Origin of the sequence: Maritimibacter sp. (assembly GCF_016774595.1) — a bacterium.
Classification (GTDB): Bacteria; Pseudomonadota; Alphaproteobacteria; order Rhodobacterales; family Rhodobacteraceae; genus Maritimibacter; species Maritimibacter alkaliphilus.
This window is the reverse complement of sequence record NZ_JACBWT010000001.1, coordinates 231,433-251,513: the sequence shown is the minus strand read 5'-3', so window position 1 is coordinate 251,513 and position 20,081 is coordinate 231,433. Positions and strand designations below refer to the sequence as shown.

Annotated in this window: 25 protein-coding genes; 19 read left to right on the top strand and 6 right to left on the bottom strand. The window is 63.7% G+C overall.

The annotated features are described in order from the left end of the window. Nucleotides 1-7: 7 nt before the first annotated feature. Nucleotides 8-523 (bottom strand): DUF2239 family protein, encoded by a 516-nt coding sequence (locus tag HOY44_RS01295; RefSeq protein ID WP_287432584.1) that lies wholly within the window; start codon nt 521-523, stop codon nt 8-10. Nucleotides 524-583: 60 nt separating this feature from the next. Between HOY44_RS01295 and HOY44_RS01290 the strand changes: the two genes are divergently transcribed. Beyond that, the gene (locus tag HOY44_RS01290; protein ID WP_287432583.1) at nt 584-919 is read left to right on the top strand and encodes a hypothetical protein; all 336 of its coding nucleotides are present in this window, start codon (nt 584-586) and stop codon (nt 917-919) included. 3 nt (nt 920-922) lie between these two features. Here the strand turns inward: HOY44_RS01290 and HOY44_RS01285 are convergent, their stop codons facing one another. Continuing rightward, entirely contained in the window at nt 923-1,936 is a 1,014-nt protein-coding gene (locus tag HOY44_RS01285; protein ID WP_287432582.1) for a GT-B fold glycosyltransferase domain-containing protein, read from the bottom strand. A gap of 125 nt (nt 1,937-2,061) precedes the next feature. On the opposite strand from HOY44_RS01285, the gene HOY44_RS01280 reads away from it, so the two are divergent. Next, nucleotides 2,062-2,466: a hypothetical protein gene (locus HOY44_RS01280; RefSeq protein ID WP_008328067.1), complete on the top strand. Its 405-nt coding sequence runs from the start codon at nt 2,062-2,064 to the stop codon at nt 2,464-2,466. Here HOY44_RS01280 and HOY44_RS01275 read toward each other — a convergent pair. From HOY44_RS01275 to HOY44_RS01260, 4 genes are all read right to left on the bottom strand, one after another. Next, nucleotides 2,463-2,960, bottom strand: a complete 498-nt coding sequence (locus tag HOY44_RS01275; protein WP_287432580.1) for a flavin reductase family protein — start codon at nt 2,958-2,960, stop codon at nt 2,463-2,465. The two genes, HOY44_RS01280 and HOY44_RS01275, sit on opposite strands and share 4 nt — an antisense overlap. 62 nt (nt 2,961-3,022) lie before the next feature. Further along, entirely contained in the window at nt 3,023-4,084 is a 1,062-nt protein-coding gene (locus tag HOY44_RS01270; protein ID WP_287432579.1) for a YeeE/YedE family protein, read from the bottom strand. A 122-nt stretch (nt 4,085-4,206) separates the two neighbouring features. Continuing rightward, nucleotides 4,207-4,566, bottom strand: coding sequence for an ArsR/SmtB family transcription factor (locus tag HOY44_RS01265; protein WP_040884281.1), 360 nt, complete (start codon nt 4,564-4,566; stop codon nt 4,207-4,209). A gap of 84 nt (nt 4,567-4,650) precedes the next feature. Then, on the bottom strand, nt 4,651-5,025 hold the full coding sequence (locus HOY44_RS01260) for a thioredoxin fold domain-containing protein (RefSeq protein ID WP_287432578.1): 375 nt from the start codon (nt 5,023-5,025) through the stop codon (nt 4,651-4,653). 89 nt (nt 5,026-5,114) lie between these two features. Between HOY44_RS01260 and HOY44_RS01255 the strand changes: the two genes are divergently transcribed. The 17 genes from HOY44_RS01255 to HOY44_RS01175 all read left to right on the top strand — a co-directional run bounded on the left by HOY44_RS01255 (nt 5,115) and on the right by HOY44_RS01175 (nt 20,031). Continuing rightward, nucleotides 5,115-5,855 (top strand): cytochrome c biogenesis CcdA family protein, encoded by a 741-nt coding sequence (locus HOY44_RS01255; RefSeq protein WP_287432577.1) that lies wholly within the window; start codon nt 5,115-5,117, stop codon nt 5,853-5,855. A 14-nt stretch (nt 5,856-5,869) separates the two neighbouring features. After that, entirely contained in the window at nt 5,870-6,457 is a 588-nt protein-coding gene (locus HOY44_RS01250; RefSeq protein WP_287432575.1) for a thioredoxin family protein, read from the top strand. Nucleotides 6,458-6,590: 133 nt separating this feature from the next. Further along, on the top strand, nt 6,591-7,070 hold the full coding sequence (gene soxX / locus HOY44_RS01245; RefSeq protein ID WP_040884283.1) for a sulfur oxidation c-type cytochrome SoxX: 480 nt from the start codon (nt 6,591-6,593) through the stop codon (nt 7,068-7,070). 34 nt (nt 7,071-7,104) lie between these two features. Beyond that, entirely contained in the window at nt 7,105-7,521 is a 417-nt protein-coding gene (soxY, locus tag HOY44_RS01240; protein WP_287432573.1) for a thiosulfate oxidation carrier protein SoxY, read from the top strand. A gap of 24 nt (nt 7,522-7,545) precedes the next feature. After that, nucleotides 7,546-7,875, top strand: a complete 330-nt coding sequence (soxZ, locus tag HOY44_RS01235) for a thiosulfate oxidation carrier complex protein SoxZ (RefSeq protein ID WP_040884285.1) — start codon at nt 7,546-7,548, stop codon at nt 7,873-7,875. A gap of 25 nt (nt 7,876-7,900) precedes the next feature. After that, a complete protein-coding gene (gene soxA / locus HOY44_RS01230) occupies nt 7,901-8,752 on the top strand; it encodes a sulfur oxidation c-type cytochrome SoxA (protein WP_138422950.1) in 852 nt (283 codons plus the stop codon). A 107-nt stretch (nt 8,753-8,859) separates the two neighbouring features. Further along, the gene (gene soxB / locus HOY44_RS01225) at nt 8,860-10,557 is read left to right on the top strand and encodes a thiosulfohydrolase SoxB (protein WP_287432572.1); all 1,698 of its coding nucleotides are present in this window, start codon (nt 8,860-8,862) and stop codon (nt 10,555-10,557) included. 19 nt (nt 10,558-10,576) lie between these two features. Next, nucleotides 10,577-11,854, top strand: a complete 1,278-nt coding sequence (gene soxC, locus HOY44_RS01220; RefSeq protein ID WP_287432570.1) for a sulfite dehydrogenase — start codon at nt 10,577-10,579, stop codon at nt 11,852-11,854. Continuing rightward, nucleotides 11,838-12,902, top strand: a complete 1,065-nt coding sequence (locus HOY44_RS01215) for a c-type cytochrome (protein ID WP_287432569.1) — start codon at nt 11,838-11,840, stop codon at nt 12,900-12,902. Before soxC ends, HOY44_RS01215 begins: the two co-directional genes overlap by 17 nt. Nucleotides 12,903-13,061: 159 nt before the next feature. Next, a complete protein-coding gene (locus HOY44_RS01210) occupies nt 13,062-13,763 on the top strand; it encodes a c-type cytochrome (protein ID WP_287432568.1) in 702 nt (233 codons plus the stop codon). Between the two features lie 27 nt (nt 13,764-13,790). Next, the gene (locus HOY44_RS01205) at nt 13,791-15,062 is read left to right on the top strand and encodes an FCSD flavin-binding domain-containing protein (protein WP_287432567.1); all 1,272 of its coding nucleotides are present in this window, start codon (nt 13,791-13,793) and stop codon (nt 15,060-15,062) included. A 57-nt stretch (nt 15,063-15,119) separates the two neighbouring features. Further along, complete coding sequence (locus tag HOY44_RS01200; RefSeq protein WP_008328101.1) at nt 15,120-15,569, top strand: DUF302 domain-containing protein; 450 nt, start codon at nt 15,120-15,122, stop codon at nt 15,567-15,569. Between the two features lie 215 nt (nt 15,570-15,784). Beyond that, complete coding sequence (locus HOY44_RS01195; protein ID WP_287432566.1) at nt 15,785-16,225, top strand: YeeE/YedE family protein; 441 nt, start codon at nt 15,785-15,787, stop codon at nt 16,223-16,225. 3 nt (nt 16,226-16,228) lie between these two features. Continuing rightward, nucleotides 16,229-16,672, top strand: a complete 444-nt coding sequence (locus HOY44_RS01190) for a DUF6691 family protein (RefSeq protein WP_008328103.1) — start codon at nt 16,229-16,231, stop codon at nt 16,670-16,672. A 268-nt stretch (nt 16,673-16,940) separates the two neighbouring features. After that, a complete protein-coding gene (locus HOY44_RS01185) occupies nt 16,941-17,840 on the top strand; it encodes an MBL fold metallo-hydrolase (RefSeq protein ID WP_008328104.1) in 900 nt (299 codons plus the stop codon). 24 nt (nt 17,841-17,864) lie between these two features. Then, the gene (locus HOY44_RS01180) at nt 17,865-18,197 is read left to right on the top strand and encodes a protein tyrosine phosphatase family protein (protein ID WP_008328107.1); all 333 of its coding nucleotides are present in this window, start codon (nt 17,865-17,867) and stop codon (nt 18,195-18,197) included. A gap of 64 nt (nt 18,198-18,261) precedes the next feature. Next, a complete protein-coding gene (locus tag HOY44_RS01175) occupies nt 18,262-20,031 on the top strand; it encodes a SulP family inorganic anion transporter (RefSeq protein ID WP_287432565.1) in 1,770 nt (589 codons plus the stop codon). The last annotated feature ends 50 nt before the right edge of the window (nt 20,032-20,081 follow it).

Here is a 20,081-nt window from a genome sequence, read left to right as displayed (position 1 = left end):
GCACGGGTCAGGCGTTCTGCGGACCGGCCCCGGCGAGGGTGAGAGCATGGTCGCGCAGGTCGTCGGGCCAGCCGTCCATCGCGTCCGCGAAGCCGCGCATGTCGCCCGCGTAGAGCGCGCGGATCGCCTCTTCGAACCGTGGCAGGTTTCCCGCTATGGCGGACAGGAACCGGTAGGCGCGGTCGGGTGCGCGCGGGTCATCCGTCGGGGCCGCGTTCATGGCGTCGTCCACGATACGCCGCAGGGCGGCGGACGCGCCGCCGCGCTGGCCCGCCAGCCAGTCCCAATGGCGCGGCAGCAGCGTGATCTCGCGCGCCTTGACACCCATCTTCGGCCTGCCGCGCGGGGCAGGTGCGGGCGTGCCTGACAGGTTCAGGTCGGTTTCCCGCCCGGTCAGGTCTGAGAACACCAGCAATCCTTCGGGATGCGGGCCGAGCGGGGCAAGGTCGGTTTCGAGCGCGCCGCGCGTGCCTGACGCGAGGCGTTTTGTGCCCTGAAAGGCGGTGAAGGTTTCTTCGATCATCTATTTACACCCGGATAAAATTATGGGACGTGAATAACATCCGGGTAAAAAGGTGGCAAGATGGCGGTGTCGAAGGATCAAAAACGAGCGGCGAAGGCGGCGTGGAGCGAGCGCAAGGCGGATTGGGCGATCTGCATCGTCCGCATCGGTGCGGCGACGTGGGTCAAGGCGGTGTCCGATGCCGCCGCGCTGGAACGGCGGTTGTCGTTCACGCTGCGCACGGGCGGCGCCAACGGCGCGCCCGCCGGGATGCAGGCGGCGTTTCGTGAGGAGGGGACCGTCACGGTCGAGGTGGTCGAGCGGTTGGACGACGACCTTTCCGACATGGCGCGCGAGACGCTTGTGAAGGACCGGATCGCGCACTGGGCGGACGAGCTGGGCGCGACCCCGTTCTAGCGGTCACCGCATCCAGAACCCTTCGCGTTTGATCTGGTTGCGGATCATTTTTTCCATCGGCGGCAAGTCGTCACGGTCGAACATCCCGCGCACCTTGTGACCGCGCCCCTGATAGATCATGCGCAGCATAGGCTCATGGTTTTTCAGGACTTTCTTGACCTTGTTGGGGGCGGCCGCGGTCTCCAGCGCCGTGATCGTCGCGTCCGACTCGCGGGCATAGGCTAGCGGCAGGACGCGCCAGTGGCAGGTGATGTCGCCGTCCAGCCCGGCAAGCTCCGGCCCCGGACGCCCGCCCCCCATCTCATGTATGACGAGGGGCAGGGCGATCTGGTCGAGCCAGGGATAGATCTCCTGACACACCAGCGCCTCGGGCGCGTCGTCGCGGATGGTGAGTGCGATGTCGAGGTAGCGGTCGCGGAAGACGGCGGGATCGGCCCCGAAGAACCAGCCTGCGTTGAAATACAGGTATCGGCCCCAGTATTCGTCCGGCTCCGAGAGGTCGAGCGAGCTTTCGAAGTCCAACCCGAAGCGGTCGTAGAGCGATTTCCAAGTTTCCGTGTAACCGGGGCCATACAGTTCGATCTGCGGCCACGTGCCTTCGCGGTTCATTGAGGCCGAGGGGCGGGCGAAGTCGAAGGGCACCCGCGACAGCGGGCCGGTGACCACCGTGTCGCTGTCGAAAAAGACGAAGGGCTCGCCAGCGGGCAGGGCCGCCAGACCTTCGATCTTGTTGCCGTTCGGATAGGATGCGCCGAAATGGACGCTTTCGAACGGAACGATTTCGGCGCCCTGTTCTTCGAGCGCCGTGCGCTGGTCGCCCGACAGGCGCGGGTCGTCGGGCCAGAGCGGGCCGGGCTGCGGTTCGGCCACGATCAGGCGTCCGGGGAAGTCGGGATCGTGTTTGCGCAGGGAGGCCGCGAACAAAAGCGCCTCGTATCCGACCCGTCCCGCCTGTCCGATGACCAGCACGTTGAACGGGTGCGGCACACCGCTGCTTTTTTTCGCCGCTTTCGCCATGAACTGTCGCCTGTCTTTGCCCGGTCCCGGATTTTCTGCCACTATAGGCTCAGGCCGGACGCGGCAAAAGCGTCCATCGGGGCCGGGGCGTGAGAGACCCGAAAAACAGCGAGGGCGACAGGCAGATGAGAAAGCTCAGGACGGTGGCGCTGGCCACGGCGACGGTGGTGGCGGGCCTCGTGCCCGCGGCGGCGCAGGATGCCAAGCAGATCCTGTCGATGACCAAGGCGAACTGGGTGGCGGTGCGTGAATACGACGGGCGCGATCTCTTGTATTTCACCAACCTGCTGGCCTGGCGCTGCGGGGTCGACCGCATCCGGTTCTCGGTGAACGGCGAACGGCTGGGCGCGCTCGAACACGAGCCGTGTCACGAGGACGAGGCGTCGCCCAATGCGTTGTATTCCGAGGACATCCTGCCCTATCTCACCTATCCGCTCGGATCGGTGCAAAGCGTGACGGTCGAGGTGTCGTTCCCGGATGGGAGCGAGGAGCGTGGCGAATATCAGCGCGGGTCCGTGCTGATCCGCTAGTCCTGATGCAGGAAGTTGCCCCAGTTCCCCGCCATGAAGACGCGGGGGGTGGCGGGCGTGGTGGTCACGCGGTCGACATGGCCGATGATGACGGTGTGGTCGCCCGCGTCGATCCGGTCGCGGATGTGGCATTCAAACCGGGCCGGGCAGTTTTCGATCAGCGGCACGTCCTTGTCCGAGGTGATCCAGTCGAACCCGTCGAAGGCCTCGGCGGTCCTTGTGAAGCCAAGCGCGACCTCGTCCTGATCCTCGCCCATGATATGCAGCGCGAAATTCGAGGCCGAGGCCATGGCGTCGTGACGGCGCGATGCCTTTGCCGGGCACCACAGGATCAGCGGCGGGTCCATCGAAACGCTGGTGAAGCTGTTGACGGTGATCCCCATCGGTCCACGCGGCGTCATGCAGGTGACGACCGTGACGCCGGTCGCGAACAGGCCAAGCGCCTCGCGCATCTGCCGTTGGGTGTCCGGCGCGGGAATGAAGCTGTCGATCATATCTCACCTGCTCGCGTTCGTCGCGACCCTATGCGAGATACGGACCGGATTGAAGGCCGGTTCTATTCCGCCGGCTGAAAGCCCGAGATCAACTGGCGCAGGCCGAACGCGGCCCCGGCCATGATGGCGAGGAAGGTGACGGGGGCGCCGACGTAGAGCACGGAAAAACCCGACAGGCCTTGACCGATGGAACAGCCGAACGCGATCACCGCGCCGAAGCCCATCAGCACCGCCCCGCCGATCTGACGCTTGAGTTCGCGCGGGTCTTCGCAGGCCTCCCACCGGAAATGGCCTTTGAGGGCCGAGCCGATGAAGGCACCCGCGAGCACGCCCGCCACGCTGCCCACGCCGAAATTGAGCGAAGTGCCCGAGGCGGTCATGAGATACAGGATCGTGTCGCCCAGAGGCGCGGAATAGGTGTGGCTTTCCACGGGAATCGCGGCGAAGCCCGTGTTGGCGATCCATTGCGTCCCGCCCCAGCCGACGACGACGGCGAGGCCGGCGACGACCGACCAGACGGCCTTCATCCGGGCCTTGCGCATCTCGGGCGAGGTGAACATCGCCGCGATGACGATCAGGCCGAGCGCGATGCCGAAGGTCGGCGCGGACAGTCCGGTGAGGTGTTCGATGTAATGTGCGATCCCCGGCACGGTCTCGCCCGGGTCGAGGGGGCGGACGGGGAAGGCGAGGACGCGCAGGTTGGCGAGGGGGCCGGATATGGCGACATAGGCGGCAAGCCCCATGACCAGCACGATGACGAAAGACCTGAGGTCACCGCCGCCGAGGCGGGCGAGCGCCCCGAAGCCGCAGTTGCCGGCCAGCGCCATGCCATAGCCGAACACCAGACCGCCGACGACCGAGGCCCACGGCACCCAGCCGAACTGGAGGTAACTGGCCGCGCGGGCATCGAGCAGACCCATCTGCATGAGCGCGAAGCTGCCCGCGATGGCCGTGCCGATCGCGATGCCCCACATCCGCATTCTGACCGTCGAGCCGGCATAAAGCATGTCCTCGATCGCGCCCAGCGTGCAGAAGCGCCCTAGCCGGGCGGCAAGGCCGAGCATGATACCGCCGACCAGACCGACGAGGGCGGCGACGTTGGATTCGCCCAGCAGTTCGAGCATGTGGTGCCTCCCGCGAACCGCAGTCCTCCCAGAGCCGGGGGCGGTTCCTCCCCGACGTCTTCATTCAATCGAATGTGGTGGTGGGTTTGCAAGCAAATCCGTCGCTGCGGCGCAGTGACGGGTTACTCGGCGGCCTTCGACTTGCCCTGATCGACCGAGCAGAACATGTCGTAGATGACTTCCAGAACGCGCCGGGGCCGGTCGTCGGCGAGGGAGTAATAGATCGCCTTGCCGTCACGGCGCGGTGTCACCAATCCTTCGAGCCGGAGCCGGGCGAGTTGCTGGCTCACCGCAGCCTGACGGGCCGACAGGAGTTCCTCGAGCTCGGTCACGGATTTTTCGCCGGTCACCAGATGGCACAGGATCATGAGCCGGCCTTCGTGGCTGATCGCCTTGAGAAAGGCTGAGGCGTCGCAGGCGGACGTAATCATCTTGTCCATGTCCTCGTCGGACATATCAGGTGTGATTACGGGAAGGGCCATCATCGGGTCCTGATTGTTGATCGTTTCGCTAGAAGTTAAATCCATCGGGTCTATCCATGCAAATATTAACGTTCGAGCCTGCGTTCAACCATCCGCCTGTGTTGCCGGATCGAAACCGATCTGCGCTTTCAGCATCATCCCGAGCAGGCCCCAGAAGAAATCTTCGCCCGGATAGCCCTCGATCCGGGCCAGTTCGGCACCGTCCTCGACCAGCACGAAGGTCGGCGTGAAGTTCACCGGGCGGGCGAAGTCGAACTCCGTGCGTCCCTTTTGCACATCGACCAGCTGCACGCGCACCAGCGGCGCAGTCTGTCCTTCGGGGGTCTTGGGGTAGATCTCGGACAACTCGGCATCCCATTGGCGGCAATAGGCGCAGCCGGGCTGTTCGACCATGACGAGGTCGGCCGCCAAAGCGGGCAGGGCGGCGAAGATCGCGAAAAGGGCGGCCAGAGCACGCATCGAAATTTCCGAGTTGACCAGACGATTTCAAAAAACATAATTCGTTTATGCGATTTGTTCAAGAACGGAACGGTCGCGTGGGAGGTTCTATGTTCGGTGACATTTCCTATGGCGGGGCCGCATTGGCGGGACTGGTGGCGTTCTTCACGCCCTGCATTCTGCCCATGGTGCCATTCTACCTGAGTTACATGGCCGGGATCTCGATGGCGCAGTTGACGGGCGAGGGCGACATCCAGCCCGGTGCGCAGCGTCGTCTCGTCGTCTCGGCGCTGTTCTTCGCGCTTGGCGTGACCACGATCTTCGGGCTTTTGGGCCTGGGCGCCACGGCCGCCGGGCAGGCCTTCGCCCAGTGGAGGCAGGAGTTAAGCTGGATCGCGGCCGCCGTCATCTTCGTCTTCGGCCTGCATTTCCTGCATGTCATCCGTATCCCGTTCCTGATGCGCGAGGCGCGGATGCAGTCCAAGGCGGACCCGTCCACCATCGTCGGGGCCTATGTCATGGGTCTGGCCTTTGGCTTCGGCTGGACGGCCTGCGTGGGGCCGGTGCTGGCCTCGATCCTGATGATCGCCGCGATGAAGGACAGCCTGTGGCAGGGGGGAAGCCTGCTTATCACCTTCGGCCTCGGCATGACCGCGCCTTTCGTCATCGCGGCGGTCTTCGCCAAGCCGTTCCTCGCCTTCATGGCGCGCAACCGCAAATACATGCCATACGTGGAAAAGGTCATGGGCGTCATGCTCATCCTCTTCGCCGTGCTCATCGCCACGGGATCGGTCAACACGATCTCGAACTGGCTTATCGAAACCTTCCCCGTGTTTTCGAACATGGGCTGACGGGAGATCTGACAATGCGCTTTCTGACGACCATCGCCTCCGCCGTGTTTCTGGCGCTTCCCGCCTTCGCCGCCACGATGGGCGACGACGGGCTGCACAAGGCCGAGTGGATGCACGAGACGTTCAAGGATATGTCCGAAGATCTTGCCGATGCCGAGGCCGAGGGCAAACGCCTTTTGGTGATCTGGGAACAGCGCGGCTGCGTCTACTGCCGCAAGATGCATGAGGAGGTGTTTCCGGTTCAGGCGATCCACGACAAGCTGATGGACGACTATTACGTGATCCAGATGAACATGTTCGGCGATGTCGAGGTGACCGACTTCGACGGCGAGGCGCTGTCGGAAAAGGAAATGGCGCTGAAATGGGGGGTGATGTTCACGCCCACCATGATGTTCTTCCCGCCGGAAGCCGAGGTGGCCGAGGGCACGACCGGGCGCGAGGCGGCGGTCGTCGTGATGCCGGGGGCCTTCGGCAAGTCGACCACCGACCATCTGCTCGATTGGGTGCTGGAAGAGGGCTACAAGGGCGACGAAAACTTCCAGAAATACCATTACGAGCGTTTCAATGCCGAACAGGCCAATGGAACGGCTTTGTCGGATTAATCGAGTCTCACTTCAAAAATAATGCGCGACATCAGTGCCTTGTTAACGAAATCATTCACAAAGAAGAATTTGTGATTGGCAAGTTGTCGCAGGTGGCATACAGTCGTATTCACAAATCGTGATGGGAGGAATCATGAAGCGGACAATGATCGCGCTCGCCGCGTTCGCGATGGGGACCGGGGCGGCTTTCGCCGAAGAGACGGCTCCCGAGAACGTGTCGTTCGACGGCTACGAAGTGGCCGAGTCGCTGACCGGCGTGCCGGGCGACCCGGAAAAAGGTCGCGAAATCATGACCAACAAATCTGCGGGCAACTGCATCTCGTGCCATGCGGCCGAGGCCTATGCCGACGTGCCGTTCCACGGCGAGGTCGGGCCGGTGCTCGACGGGGCCGGCGATCGCTGGAGCGAGGCCGAGCTTCGCGGGCTGGTCGTCAATGCCAAGATGGCGTTCGACGGCACGGTGATGCCCGCGTTCTACAAGACCGACGGGTTCACACGCCTCGGCGATGCCTTCACCGGCAAAGCCTGGCCGGAAGGAGAGCCGGTGACGCCGCTTCTTACCGCGCAAGAGGTCGAAGATGTGGTCGCCTACCTGAAGACACTCACCGAGTGAGCCGGGCGGCGGACAGACTAATCAGGAGAGACACATGAAACTCACACGACGTGATGCACTGGCCTGGGGCCTCGGCGCGACTGCCGTCGCCATGCTGCCGATGCGCGCATTCGCGGCGGCGGAAGACGCCATCGCGGCATTCACCGGCGGGGCCGACGTGGGCGAAGGCGACATCAGCCTCGACGCGCCGGAAATCGCCGAAAACGGCAACACGGTTCCGGTGACGGTCGCCGCTCCGGGTGCGGTCGCGATCCGCATTCTGGCGGCGGGCAACCCGACGCCGGGCGTGGCCACCTTCAACTTCGGCCCTGCGGCGGGCAGCCAGTCGGCCTCGACCCGCATCCGGCTCGCCGGCACGCAGGACGTCATCGCCATCGCGCAGATGGAAGACGGCAGCTTCATCCAGACCGCCAAGACCGTGAAGGTCACCATCGGCGGCTGTGGCGGCTAATCAGCGGATCAAGGAGTAAAAACAATGGCATCTGGTGTTAAACCCCGCGTCAAATCTCCCAAGACCGCTGCGGCGGGCGAAGTTGTGACGCTCAAGACCCTCATCAGTCACCCGATGGAATCGGGCCAGCGCAAGGATAGCGACGGCAACGTCATTCCGCGCTCGATCATCAACCGTTTCACCTGCGAACTGAACGGAAACATGGTCGTCGACGTGACGCTGGAACCGGCGATCTCGACCAACCCCTACTTCGAATTCGAAGCCAAGGTGGATGCGACCGGCGAGTTCAAGTTCACGTGGTACGACGACGACGGCGACGTCTACGAAGACACGCAAGCCATCGAAGTTGCCTGAAACCGGCACGCAGGGAGGAGACATAATGAAAGCGAAACTGCTTACAGGTATCGCGGCGGCTGCTCTCGCGTTCGGCGCGGGGGCGGCAATGGCCGACGAGGACGCGGAGCTGGTCATCAACGGCGAGATCGAGATCGTCACCAAGACGGCGGCACCGGCCCATCTGGACGGTGCGCTGGACGAGATCATGTCGGGCTGGCGCTTCCGGGACGACACGACTCAGGCCATGCAGATGGACGACTTCGACAACCCGGCGATGCTGGCGGTCGAAGACGCGCTTGAGATCTGGGCCACCGCCGACGGCTCCGAAGGCAAATCCTGCATGGATTGCCACGGGGCGGCCGAGGATATGGCAGGCGTGAAGCCGGTCTATCCGAAGTGGAACGAGGCCGCGGGCGAAGTCTACACGCTGCAAATGCAGGTGAACGACTGTCGCGAAAACCGCATGGGGGCCGAACCGTGGAAGGTGGACGCCTCCGACGCGCTCGCGATGGAAGGTCTGTTGTCCTCGGTCAGCCGCGGGATGCCGATGAACGTCGCGATCGACGGTCCGGCCCAGTCGACGTGGGAGCAGGGCAAAGAGCTCTACTACACCCGCACCGGCCAGCTCGACCTGTCCTGCGCGACCTGCCACGAGCAGAACTACGGCAACATGATCCGCGCCGACCACCTCAGCATGGGGATGGTCAACGGGTTCCCGACCTACCGTCTGAAGGACACCAAGCTGGTGGGCGTTCAGAGCCGGTTCAAGGGCTGCGTGCGTGACACGCGGGCGGAAACCTACAGCCCGGGTTCGCCGGAGTTCATCGCGCTGGAACTGTACGTCGCATCGCGCGCCAACGGTCTGTCGGTCGAAGGTCCGGCCGTCCGCAACTAAACCTCAGACCCCGCGCGGGCCGGTCTCGCGCGGGGTTTTGTCTACCTAAATATATTCCGTTTTTAGCATACGACCAAGGTCGCAGACGGAAGCCAACGGAGAACCCAATGATTTCTCGCCGCGATTTCCTGCAAGTGGGCATGGCCGCCAGTGCGCTGGTCGGTGCCTCGGGCTTCGGGAACTGGGCGCGCCTTGCCGCGCAGCAGACCCTGACGCAGGACCAGCTTCTCGATTTCGACACGTTCGGGAACGTCACGCTGATCCACGTCACCGACATCCACGCGCAGATGAAGCCGATCTACTTCCGCGAACCCGAGATCAACCTCGGCGTCGGTGAGAACAAGGGGCAGGTGCCGCATATCACGGGCGCCGAGTTCAAGGCGCGCTACGGCGTGGCCGATGGAAGCCCGTCGGCTTATGCCTTGACCTACAACGATTTTTCGGCGCTGGGCCGCGAGTATGGCAAGGTCGGCGGGCTCGACCGCGTGGCCACCGTGGTCAAGTCGATCCGCGCCGCGCGGCCCGATGCGCTGCTGCTCGACGGCGGCGACACTTGGCACGGCTCCTACACCTGCTACCAGACCGAGGGGCAGGACATGGTCAACGTGATGAACGCGCTGGCCCCCGATGCGATGACGTTCCACTGGGAATTCACGCTCGGCTCGGACCGCGTGCGCGAGTTGATCGAAGGGCTGCCCTTCGCCGCGCTTGGTCAGAACATTTTCGATGCCGAATGGGACGAGCCCGCCGAAAGCTTCGAAAGCTACAAGATGATGGAAGCGGGCGGCGTGAAGATCGGTGTGATCGGTCAAGCCTTCCCCTACATGCCCATCGCCAACCCCGGCTGGATGTTCCCCGAATACTCCTTCGGCATTCGTGACGAGCGGATGCAGGAGATGGTGGACGAGGTGCGCGCGGCGGGGGCCGAGCTTGTCGTTTGCCTCAGCCACAACGGCTTCGACGTGGACAAGAAGATGGCGGGCCGGGTGCAGGGCATCGACGTGATCCTGTCGGGCCACACCCATGACGCGCTGCCCGAGCCGGTCGTCGTCGGGGATACCATCATCATCGCCTCGGGGTCGAACGGCAAATTCGTGAGCCGCGTGGACCTCGACTTGCGCGACGGGCAGATGATGGGGTTCCGGCACAAGCTGATCCCGATCTTCTCGGACGTGATCGAAGCCGACGCCGAAATGACTGCGCTGATCGACGAACAGCGCGCGCCCTATCTGGCGAACCTGGAAGAGGTGATCGGCACCACCGATACCGAACTTTACCGGCGCGGCAACTTCAACGGCTCGTGGGACGATCTGATCTGCGATGCGCTGATTTCCGAGCGCGAGGCGGACATCGCCATGTCGCCCGGCGTGCGCTGGGGGCCGAGCCTTCTGCCCGGCGACAGCATCACGCGCGAAGATATCTGGAACGTCACGTCGATGACCTACCCGAACGCCTATCGCACGGAAATGACGGGGGAATTCATCCACACGATCCTGGAGGACGTGGCGGATAACCTTTTCAACCCGGACCCCTATTACCAGCAGGGCGGCGACATGGTGCGCATCGGTGGCATGGGCTACCGCATCGACATCACCAAGCCGCAGGGCAGCCGGATCACCGAAATGACGCTTCTCAAGACCGGCGAAGCGATTGACCCCGCCAAGACCTATCAGGTCGCGGGCTGGGCAAGCGTGAACGAGGGCACCGAAGGCCCGCCGATCTGGGACGTGGTGGAAAGCCACATCAGGAAACTGGGCACCGTGACGCTCGACCCGAATACCTCGGTCGAAGTGGTGCAGGGATAAGACGCGGATAGGAGGCGAGATGTCGATGGACGATCTGAAAACCTCACGTCGTGGGTTCCTCATGAGCAGCGCCGCCGCCGGTGGCGCGCTCTTGGCGGCCGGCACGGCGCGGGCCGAGGGGGCCGACCCCCTCATCACCGAAGTGCAGGACTGGGCGAGCGGTCTGGGCGACGGCGTGGATGCCACGCCCTATGGAATGCCGATCGAGTTTGAGGCGGATGTGGTGCGGCGCAACGTGCCGTGGCTGACCGCCGACCCGATCAGCTCGATCAACTTCACTCCGATCCACGCGCTCGACGGCACGATCACCCCGCAGGGCTGCGCGTTCGAGCGTCACCATTCGGGCGCCATCGAACTGCGCAAGGAAGACTACCGGCTGATGATAAACGGGCTGGTCGATAAGCCGCTCGTCTTCACCTATGCCGATCTCGAACGCTTCCCGCGCGAAAACCACGTCTATTTCTGCGAATGCGCGGCGAACACGGGCATGGAATGGGCGGGGGCGCAGCTCAATGGTGCGCAGTTCACCCACGGTATGATTCACAACATGGAATATTCCGGCGTGCCGCTGCGCAAGCTTCTGGAAGAGGCCGGGATGGATGCCGCCGGCGATCTGGCTGACAAGTGGGTTTACGTGGAAGGGGCCGATGCCTCGTCCAATGGCCGCTCGATTCCGATGGAAAAGGCGCTCGACGACGTGCTGGTGGCCTTCAAGGCCAACGGCGAGGCGCTGCGCAAGGAACACGGCTATCCCGTCCGGCTCGTGGTGCCGGGTTGGGAAGGCAACATGTGGGTCAAGTGGCTGCGCCGGATCGAGATCACCGATCACGCGGTGGAAAGCCGCGAAGAGACATCCAAATACACCGACACGCTGGCCGACGGCACATCGCGCAAGTGGACATGGGTCATGGACGCCAAATCGGTCGTGACCAGCCCAAGCCCGCAGTCGCCGATCACCCACGGCCCCGGCCCGCTGGTCATCACCGGGCTGGCATGGTCCGGTCACGGCGCGATCACCGGTGTCGACGTTTCGATCGACGGTGGCGCGAACTGGCAGAAAGCCCGCCTCGCCAAGCCCGGCGAGAAGATGGCACTCACGCGCTTCTACCTCGACATCGACTGGGACGGCTCCGAGATGCTTCTGCAAAGCCGCGCCCATGACGAAACCGGCTATGTCCAGCCCACCAAGGCGCAATTGCGCGACGTGCGCGGGCTGAACTCGGTCTACCACAACAACTGCATCCAGACCTGGCATGTGAATACCGACGGGAGCGCAGAAAATGTCGAAGTTTCCTAAGTTTATCGCGGGAACGGCGCTGGCCACCCTGATCGCCGCGCCCGCCGTCGCGGACGTCTACGGCCTTGGGCGCGAAGCGTTGCCGGAAGAAATCGCGGCGTGGAACGTCGACATTTCCCCGGACGGCTCGAACCTGCCCGAAGGGTCGGGATCGGTCGAGGACGGCGAGATCCTGTTCTCGGACAACTGTGCGGCCTGTCATGGCGAATTCGCCGAAGGGGCGGGCAACTGGCCCAAGCTCGCAGGCGGCGATGATACGCTGGCCAACGACGATCCGGTCAAGACCGTGGGCAGCTACTGGCCCTATCTGTCGACGGTGTTCGACTATGTGCATCGGTCCATGCCCTTCGGTGCGGCGCAGACGCTGTCCTACGACGACACATATGCGATCACGGCCTATATCCTGTATTCCAACTTCCTCGTGGACGACGATTTCGTGTTGTCGAAAGAGACGTTCATGGATGTCGAGATGCCCAATGCGGACGGGTTCATCATCGATGACAGGGCCGAGACGGAATACACGCAGTTCACCGAAGCCAACGCTTGTTACGAGAACTGCAAGGACAGCGTCGAAATCACGATGCGGGCCACGGTGCTCGACGTGACGCCGGAGACCGAGGAAGAAGCCTCGGTTCAGGAGGCGTCGGAGGAGGCGCCGGTCGAGGTGGCCGCGGCCGAAACCGAAGCCCCGGCAGAGGAGGCCGCAACCCCCGCGATGGCCGAACCCGACCCGGAACTGGTGGCGGCGGGTGAAAACGTCTTCAAGAAGTGCAAGGCCTGCCACAAGGTCGGCGAGGGTGCCAAGAACGGCACCGGGCCGATGCTGAACGGGATCATCGGCCACCCCGCCGGTGCCGTGGAGGGCTTCAAATATTCGAGCGGCCTTCAGGATGCGGCGGCGGGTGGTCTGGTCTGGGATCAGGCTGCGATGACGGAATTCCTGACCAAGCCGCGTGACTTCATCAAGGGGACCAAGATGTCCTTCGTGGGCCTCAAGGATCAGGAAGATATCGACGCGGTGATCGCGTATCTCTCGACCTTCGAATAGGTCGGATGTATCCTCCCGACGGTCGGCGTTGCACGGAGTGTCGTGCGGCGGCGACCGTCATTTAATTTCATATTGCGATTTAAAAACAGACACTTACGACATTGAATTCATGCGAAAAGCGTTGTGCGATCAAGTGTCGCAGAGTAAGCTGAGATCGTGATGAAACGATTGTCTCTTTTCGGCGCGGCGACCGCGATCCTCATCGCGACGGGCGCGCAAGCCAACGAATTCGGCGATGCCGAGGACGGGGCGAAAATCTATCGCAAATGCCGGGCCTGCCACATGGTCGGGCCCGAGGCGTTCAACCGGACCGGCCCGCAGCTGAACGGCATATTCGGGCGCGCGGCGGCGTCGGTCGATGGCTTTCGCTATTCCGATGGTCTGACCCGCATGGGCAACGACGGGCTGGTGTGGGATTTCGACACGCTGGACGCCTATATCGAGAACCCCAAGGCCTTCGCCTCGGACACGCGCATGAACTTTCCGGGGGTGAAGGACGCGGACGAGCGCGCCGATCTGCTCGCCTTCCTGCGCCAGTATTCCGACAAGCCGCGTGACATCCCCGAAGCCGCGCCGACCGCCACCCCGCGTGAGGTCGACCTGTCGGACGAGATCCTCGCCATCGTCGGTGACCCCGAATACGGCGAATACCTCGCCTCGGAATGCACGACCTGTCACCAGCTCGACGGCGACAACGACGGGATTCCGGCGATCGTCGGCTGGCCGGAGGAGGATTTCGTGGTCGCGATGCACGCCTACAAGGAAAAATTCAGGCCGCATCCCGTCATGCAGATGATGGCGGGTCGGCTGTCGAACGAAGAGATTGCCGCACTGGCGGCGTATTTCGGAGGGCTCGAATAGCCCTCGTTTTCAGGGAGGAGAACGAAAATGGCATTGAACAGACGGACTTTCATGGGCGCCACGGCGGGCGCCGCCGCTGCGACATTGGCCGCGCCGCATGTCTATGCCGCGAGCCACGGAGGCAAGCCCAAGGTCGTCGTCGTGGGTGGCGGGGCAGGCGGTGCCACGGTGGCGCGCTATCTGGCCAAGGACGCGGGCGATGCGCTCGACATCACCTTGGTCGAACCGACGCGGGTCTATTACACCTGCTTCTTCTCGAACCTCTATCTGGGCGGCTTCCGCACGATGGAAAGCCTTGCCCATGACTACGGCAACATCGTCTCGGCGGGGGTGAACGTGGTGCACGACTATGCCGTGGGCGTGGACCGGGATGCCAAGACCGTCACGCTCGCCAGTGGCGATACGCTGATGTACGACCGACTGGTCCTGTCGCCGGGGATCGACTTCATCGACGGCGCGGTGCCCGGATGGGATGTGAGCCAGCAGAACAAGATGCCCCATGCCTACAAGGCCGGGAGCCAGACCGAGCTTCTGAAAGCGCAGATCGAAGCCATGCCCGAGGGCGGCACCTTCGCCATGATCGCCCCGCCGAACCCTTATCGCTGCCCGCCGGGGCCGTATGAGCGGATTTCGATGGTCGCCCACATGCTCACCCAGATGAACCCGACGGCCAAGATCCTCGTCGCGGACCCGAAAGAGAAGTTCTCGAAGCAGGGCCTCTTCGAAGAAGGGTGGAACACGCACTACTCCGGCATGATCGAGCGGATCGGACCGGACTTCGGCGGCAACAACGTCTCGGTGGACCCGGATGCGATGACCATCGACATCGACGGGGCGGTCGAGAACGTCGACGTGTGCAACGTGATCCCCGCGATGAAAGCGGGCGTGATCTGCGAGCGGGCCGGGCTGAACGACGGCAATTGGGCGCCGGTGGACGGGGCCACGATGCAAAGCCGGATCGACGAGAACGTGCATGTGCTGGGCGATGCCTGCGCGCAGGGCGACATGCCCAAGTCGGGCTTTTCCGCCAACAGTCAGGCCAAGGTGGCGGCGATGGCCGTGCGCGCGGCCCTGACCGACAGCCGGATGTTCCCCGCCAAGTTCTCGAACACCTGCTGGTCGCTCATCGCGCCCGACGACGGGGTCAAGGTCGGCGCAAGCTACGAGGCGACCGAGGAAAAGATCGCCTCGACCGACAGCTTCATCAGCCAGACCGGCGAAGACGCGGCGCTGCGAAAGGCGACCTACGAGGAAAGTATTGGCTGGTATGCCGGTATCACCTCTGATATATTCGGATAATCGAATGTATGGCGCGGGCTGGCATCATGCCGGCCCGCCACACAGCGGGAGGACCCCATGAAACGCATTCTGATCGCGGCCATCGCCGCCGTCTTTGCCGCCACCGCAGCGCAGGCCGAAAGCCACGCGGGCGGTCAGGCGACGACCTATACCTATGACGGCAGCTTCGACGATGCGGCCTTCGCCGTCGAGAACGCCATCGTGGGGCAGGGGCTGGTCATCGACTACACCTCGCACACCGGCGAAATGCTCGCGCGCACGGCGGTCGACGTCGGCTCGGACGTTGTGCTGTTCGAAGAGGCGGACGTCTACCTGTTCTGCTCGGCGGTGGTGAGCCGCAAGGTGATGGAAGCCGATCCGATGAACATCGCCCATTGCCCCTACGGCATCTTTGTTGCCGAACGCGAGGGCGAGGTGATGATCGGTTACCGCAACTACCCCGAAGGTCCGATGCAGGAGGTTCAGGCCCTGCTCGACAGCATCGTTCAGGACGCATTGGGCAACTGACGCGACTGGGTGCTGGCGGAACACTGTTCTCAGGCCGGGGGTTTTCCTTGGCCTGATGTGGAACAGTTTTGGTTTCTGCCCGCTTACTGACGGGACAACGTTCCGTCTTGGCGGCCAAAACCACAAAATAATCATTTTTTTGAATGTTTACTTGCGAACCGCGGGCTGGCCGAATAGCTAGACCCTTCAAGACGACATGAACGAGTGAGGCGAACATGGAAGTCATCGAAACGGCCTTTACCCCCTGGGCCTCTCTCATCGGGGGACTACTGATCGGACTGGGCACCGTGCTGCTCATGGCCGTGCGCGGCAACGTGCTCGGTGCGACCGGCATTCTGGCGGGGTTCATGACGCCCTCGTCCTCGTCCGACTGGGCGTGGCGAGCGGTGATGATCCTCGGCATGATCTCGGCCCCCATCGCGATCCTTCTGGCGACAGGAAGCTTCCCGACCATCGAAGTGCCCGTGAACCGCTGGATGATGATCGTCGGCGGCATCATCGTGGGTGTGGGCGTGACCTATGGCTCGGGCTGCACCTCGGGTCACGGGGTCTGCGGCGTTGCGCGGCTCTCCCCGCGTTCCATCACCGCCACGATCAGCTTCATGCTGACCGCCGGCATCACCGTCTACATCCTGCGCCACGTGATCGGAGGCTGACCCATGGAAAAGCTGCTTGTCTACATTTCCGGCCTGCTCTTCGGCCTCGGCGTGTCCATCGGGGGCATGGCGAACCCGGCCAAGGTTCAGAACTTCTTCGACGTCGCGGGGGCGTGGGATCCGTCCCTGATCCTCGTCATGGGCGGCGCGCTGGCCGTGACCGCGCCCGGTTACTGGTTCCTGTTCAAGCGTGGCAAACCGATGTTCGCGAGCGCGTTCAGCGTGCCGACGAACCGGACCATCGACACCAAGCTCGTCGCCGGGTCGGCGGTGTTCGGGATCGGCTGGGGGATCGCAGGGTTCTGCCCCGGTGCGTCGATCCCGGTGCTCTCGACGCTGAACCCCGACGTGCTGATCTTCACCGCATCGCTCATCGGCGGCGTGCTGATCGCCAAGGGCGCGATGAAGATGACCGCGAACCGCAAGGCCGCCGCTCAGGCCGCCTGACGGGTCCACACAGACCAGACGAAAGGCCGCGTCCGCCGGGCGCGGCCTTTTTCGTGCGCCGGACCTTGGCCAAGCCGGTGCAATCGGGCCGCAAAACATGCGCCCCAGAAAAATAAATTCAAAAAAACGAATGTGAGGGGTTTACGCATCGCTCAGGCCCGCCTATCTCATCTTCAACGGCTTGAATGCGTGCATCGAACGCGTATTCAGGGCAAACTGGACCCGCCGGGGCTGGGCATGGCTCCCCCGGTCAATTCTGGAGGGAGTTATGAAGGACATGACCCAGAGCTATCCCGTGGACACCTCGGTCAAACCGGACGTGAAAGCGTTCTTCGATCCGGCGACGAACACGATTTCCTACGTGGTGAAAGATCCGAACTCGAACGCCTGTGCGATCGTCGACAGCGTCATGGACATCGACTATGCCGCAGGGCGCATCACCTATGACAACGCCGACGAGATCATCGCCTATGTGCAGGATCAGGGCCTCGACGTCGAATGGCTGATCGAAACCCACGTTCACGCCGACCACCTGTCCGCCGCGCCCTATATCCAGAGCAAGGTCGGCGGCAAGATCGGCATCGGCGAGAATATCGTCGTGGTGCAGGACGTGTTCGGCAAGGTCTTCAACGAGGGGACCGAGTTCCAGCGTGACGGCTCGCAGTTCGACCGCCTTTTCAAAGAAGGCGACACCTACCAGATCGGCGGCCTGACCGCCTTCGCGATGCACACGCCGGGCCACACGCCCGCCTGCATGACGCATGTGGTGGGCGACGCGGCCTTTGTCGGTGACACGCTGTTCATGCCCGACGGCGGGTCGGCCCGTGCCGATTTCCCGGGCGGCGATGCCGGTGTCCTTTACGACTCGATCCAGAAAGTACTGGCCCTGCCGGACGAAACCCGTCTGTTCATGTGCCACGACTACGGTCCGAACGGCCGCGATATCGAGTGGGAAACCTCGGTCGCTGCCGAGAAAGAGCACAACATCCACGTCGGTGGCGGCAAGTCGAAGGAGGACTTCGTCAAGTTCCGCACCGAGCGCGATGCGCAGCTCGACATGCCGCGCCTCATCATTCCGTCCTTGCAAGTGAACATGCGGGCTGGCCAGATGCCCCCCAAGGACGAGCAGGGCGACGTTTTCTTCAAAGTGCCCGTCAACAAGCTCTGATCGGGACATGAGGAGAACCGCGCGATGCATATGAACAAGCTCGACGACAAGGTGACCGTATCGCCGCAGATCGCCGTCACGGACGTGGCCGAGATCGCGGCGCAGGGCTACACTGGCCTGATGTGCAACCGCCCGGATGGTGAGGATCCGGGCCAGCCGACATGGGCCGAGATCGAGGCGGCTGCCAAAGAGGCCGGTCTCAAGACCTATTTCCTGCCGGTGCAAAGCCGGCCGGAAGCCGAAAGCGCAGCCGAAGGGTTCGCCGCGGCGATGGACGAGAACGACCAGCTTTTCGCCTATTGCCGCAGCGGCACGCGCTGTCAGCTGATCTATCAGGCCGCCAAGGCGCGGGCCTGACCGGGCAGGGGCCGGATCGACCGGCCCCGCCGCACCGGGTTTCCGAAAAAAAGGGGGGCAGCGCATGGCGCGTCTCGCATCCAAAAGCCGGGCGGCATCGATCCGGCGTTTCTTTCCTATTCTCGATTGGGGTTCGGAGTATTCGAAGGACACGTTCCTGTCGGACTTCGTGGCCGCCCTGATCGTCACGATCATGCTGATCCCGCAGTCGCTCGCCTATGCGCTGCTCGCGGGTCTGCCGCCCGAGATGGGGCTTTACGCCTCGATCCTGCCGCTGGTGGCCTATGCCATCTTCGGCACGTCGCGGGCGCTGGCCGTCGGCCCGGTCGCGGTCGTGTCGCTGATGACGGCTGCCGCCATCGGCAAGCTGGGCCTCGCCACACCCGCCGAATACGCCGCCGCCGCGATCACGCTGGCCTTCCTGTCCGGTCTCATCCTGACGGTGATGGGCGTGTTCCGGCTGGGCTTCCTCGCCAACTTCCTGTCGCATCCGGTCATCGCCGGGTTCATCACCGCCTCGGGTCTGCTCATCGCGACCTCGCAGATGAAGCACATCCTCGGCGTGCCGTCGCATGGCGAGGCGCTGTTCGACCGGCTCGCGACGCTTATCAGCCATGTGGGTCAGACGAACCTTATCACCTTCGCGGTCGGCGCGGCCTCCATCGCGTTCCTGTTCTGGGTGCGCAAGGGGATGAAGCCGCTCCTCATCACGCTGGGGCTGAAGCCGCGCCTTGCGGATATTCTCGCCAAGGCCGGGCCGGTGGCCGCCGTGGCCGTGACGACGCTTCTGTCGTTCGCCTTCGATTTCGCGGGTCACGGGGTGTCCATCGTGGGTGACGTGCCGCAGGGCCTGCCGCCGCTGACGTTCCCGAGCTTCAACCTCGATCTCGTCGGCCAGTTGATCGGCCCGGCGATCCTGATCTCGATCATCGGCTTCGTGGAGTCGATCTCGGTCGCCCAGACGCTCGCCGCCAAGCGCCGCCAGCGGATCACGCCGGATCAGGAACTCGTCGGTCTGGGCGCATCGAACATCGCGGCCTCGCTGTCGGGCGGTTATCCGGTCACGGGCGGTTTCGCGCGTTCGGTCGTGAACTTCGACGCCGGGGCCGAGACGCCCGCCGCCGGGGCGTTCACCGCCGTGGGGATCGCGCTGGCCGCGCTGCTTCTCACGCCGCTGCTTTACTTCCTGCCGACCGCCACGCTGGCCGCCACGATCATCGTCGCTGTCCTGAGCCTTGTCGATTTCGGTATCCTCAAGCGGACGTGGAAATACTCCAAGGCCGATTTCGCCGCCGTCGCCGCGACGATCCTGCTGACGCTTACCTTCGGGGTCGAGCTCGGCGTGTCCTCGGGCGTCGTGCTGTCGATCGTGCTGTTCCTTTACAAGACCTCGCGCCCGCATATCGCGGAGGTGGGGCTGGTGCCGGGAACCGAGCATTTCCGCAACATCGACCGCCACCACGTGCTGACCCACCCGGAGCTTCTGAGCCTGCGTCTGGACGAAAACCTCTATTTCGCCAACGCCCGCTATATCGAGGACTACATCCTCGACCGGCTCGCCAAGGGCCAGCCCGTGAAGCACGTGGTGCTCATGTGCTCGGCGGTGAACGTGATCGACCTGTCGGCGCTCGAAAGCCTCGAGGAACTCAATCGCCGGATGGACGACATGGGGATCAGGTTGCACCTGTCCGAGGTGAAGGGGCCAGTGATGGACCGGTTGCAGAAGACCCATTTCCTCGACGACCTGACGGGACAGGTGTTCCTGTCGCAATACGGGGCGATGAAGGCGTTGGGGCCGGTGGACGGGTTGAAACCCAAGCTGGCGGCGGAGTGAGGCCGCACCACGCCATGAGGGGCGAAGGGGGACACCTCTTCGCCCCTTTG

Excerpts from the sequence above, each read along its gene's own strand:
- HOY44_RS01290 (WP_287432583.1), top strand. The coding sequence starts at position 584 with ATGGCGGTGTCGAAGGATCAAAAACGAGCGGCGAAGGCGGCGTGGAGC.
- HOY44_RS01190 (WP_008328103.1), top strand. The coding sequence starts at position 16,229 with ATGGAAAAGCTGCTTGTCTACATTTCCGGCCTGCTCTTCGGCCTCGGC.
- HOY44_RS01175 (WP_287432565.1), top strand. The coding sequence starts at position 18,262 with ATGGCGCGTCTCGCATCCAAAAGCCGGGCGGCATCGATCCGGCGTTTC.
- HOY44_RS01210 (WP_287432568.1), top strand. The coding sequence starts at position 13,062 with ATGAAACGATTGTCTCTTTTCGGCGCGGCGACCGCGATCCTCATCGCG.
- HOY44_RS01180 (WP_008328107.1), top strand. The coding sequence starts at position 17,865 with ATGCATATGAACAAGCTCGACGACAAGGTGACCGTATCGCCGCAGATC.
- soxB (WP_287432572.1), top strand. The coding sequence starts at position 8,860 with ATGATTTCTCGCCGCGATTTCCTGCAAGTGGGCATGGCCGCCAGTGCG.
- HOY44_RS01285 (WP_287432582.1), bottom strand. The coding sequence starts at position 1,936 with ATGGCGAAAGCGGCGAAAAAAAGCAGCGGTGTGCCGCACCCGTTCAAC.
- HOY44_RS01295 (WP_287432584.1), bottom strand. The coding sequence starts at position 523 with ATGATCGAAGAAACCTTCACCGCCTTTCAGGGCACAAAACGCCTCGCG.
- soxA (WP_138422950.1), top strand. The coding sequence starts at position 7,901 with ATGAAAGCGAAACTGCTTACAGGTATCGCGGCGGCTGCTCTCGCGTTC.
- HOY44_RS01260 (WP_287432578.1), bottom strand. The coding sequence starts at position 5,025 with ATGCGTGCTCTGGCCGCCCTTTTCGCGATCTTCGCCGCCCTGCCCGCT.
- HOY44_RS01270 (WP_287432579.1), bottom strand. The coding sequence starts at position 4,084 with ATGCTCGAACTGCTGGGCGAATCCAACGTCGCCGCCCTCGTCGGTCTG.
- HOY44_RS01275 (WP_287432580.1), bottom strand. The coding sequence starts at position 2,960 with ATGATCGACAGCTTCATTCCCGCGCCGGACACCCAACGGCAGATGCGC.
- HOY44_RS01280 (WP_008328067.1), top strand. The coding sequence starts at position 2,062 with ATGAGAAAGCTCAGGACGGTGGCGCTGGCCACGGCGACGGTGGTGGCG.
- HOY44_RS01265 (WP_040884281.1), bottom strand. The coding sequence starts at position 4,566 with ATGGCCCTTCCCGTAATCACACCTGATATGTCCGACGAGGACATGGAC.
- soxX (WP_040884283.1), top strand. The coding sequence starts at position 6,591 with ATGAAGCGGACAATGATCGCGCTCGCCGCGTTCGCGATGGGGACCGGG.
- soxY (WP_287432573.1), top strand. The coding sequence starts at position 7,105 with ATGAAACTCACACGACGTGATGCACTGGCCTGGGGCCTCGGCGCGACT.
- HOY44_RS01205 (WP_287432567.1), top strand. The coding sequence starts at position 13,791 with ATGGCATTGAACAGACGGACTTTCATGGGCGCCACGGCGGGCGCCGCC.
- HOY44_RS01200 (WP_008328101.1), top strand. The coding sequence starts at position 15,120 with ATGAAACGCATTCTGATCGCGGCCATCGCCGCCGTCTTTGCCGCCACC.
- HOY44_RS01255 (WP_287432577.1), top strand. The coding sequence starts at position 5,115 with ATGTTCGGTGACATTTCCTATGGCGGGGCCGCATTGGCGGGACTGGTG.
- HOY44_RS01185 (WP_008328104.1), top strand. The coding sequence starts at position 16,941 with ATGAAGGACATGACCCAGAGCTATCCCGTGGACACCTCGGTCAAACCG.
- HOY44_RS01250 (WP_287432575.1), top strand. The coding sequence starts at position 5,870 with ATGCGCTTTCTGACGACCATCGCCTCCGCCGTGTTTCTGGCGCTTCCC.
- HOY44_RS01215 (WP_287432569.1), top strand. The coding sequence starts at position 11,838 with ATGTCGAAGTTTCCTAAGTTTATCGCGGGAACGGCGCTGGCCACCCTG.
- soxZ (WP_040884285.1), top strand. The coding sequence starts at position 7,546 with ATGGCATCTGGTGTTAAACCCCGCGTCAAATCTCCCAAGACCGCTGCG.
- HOY44_RS01195 (WP_287432566.1), top strand. The coding sequence starts at position 15,785 with ATGGAAGTCATCGAAACGGCCTTTACCCCCTGGGCCTCTCTCATCGGG.
- soxC (WP_287432570.1), top strand. The coding sequence starts at position 10,577 with ATGTCGATGGACGATCTGAAAACCTCACGTCGTGGGTTCCTCATGAGC.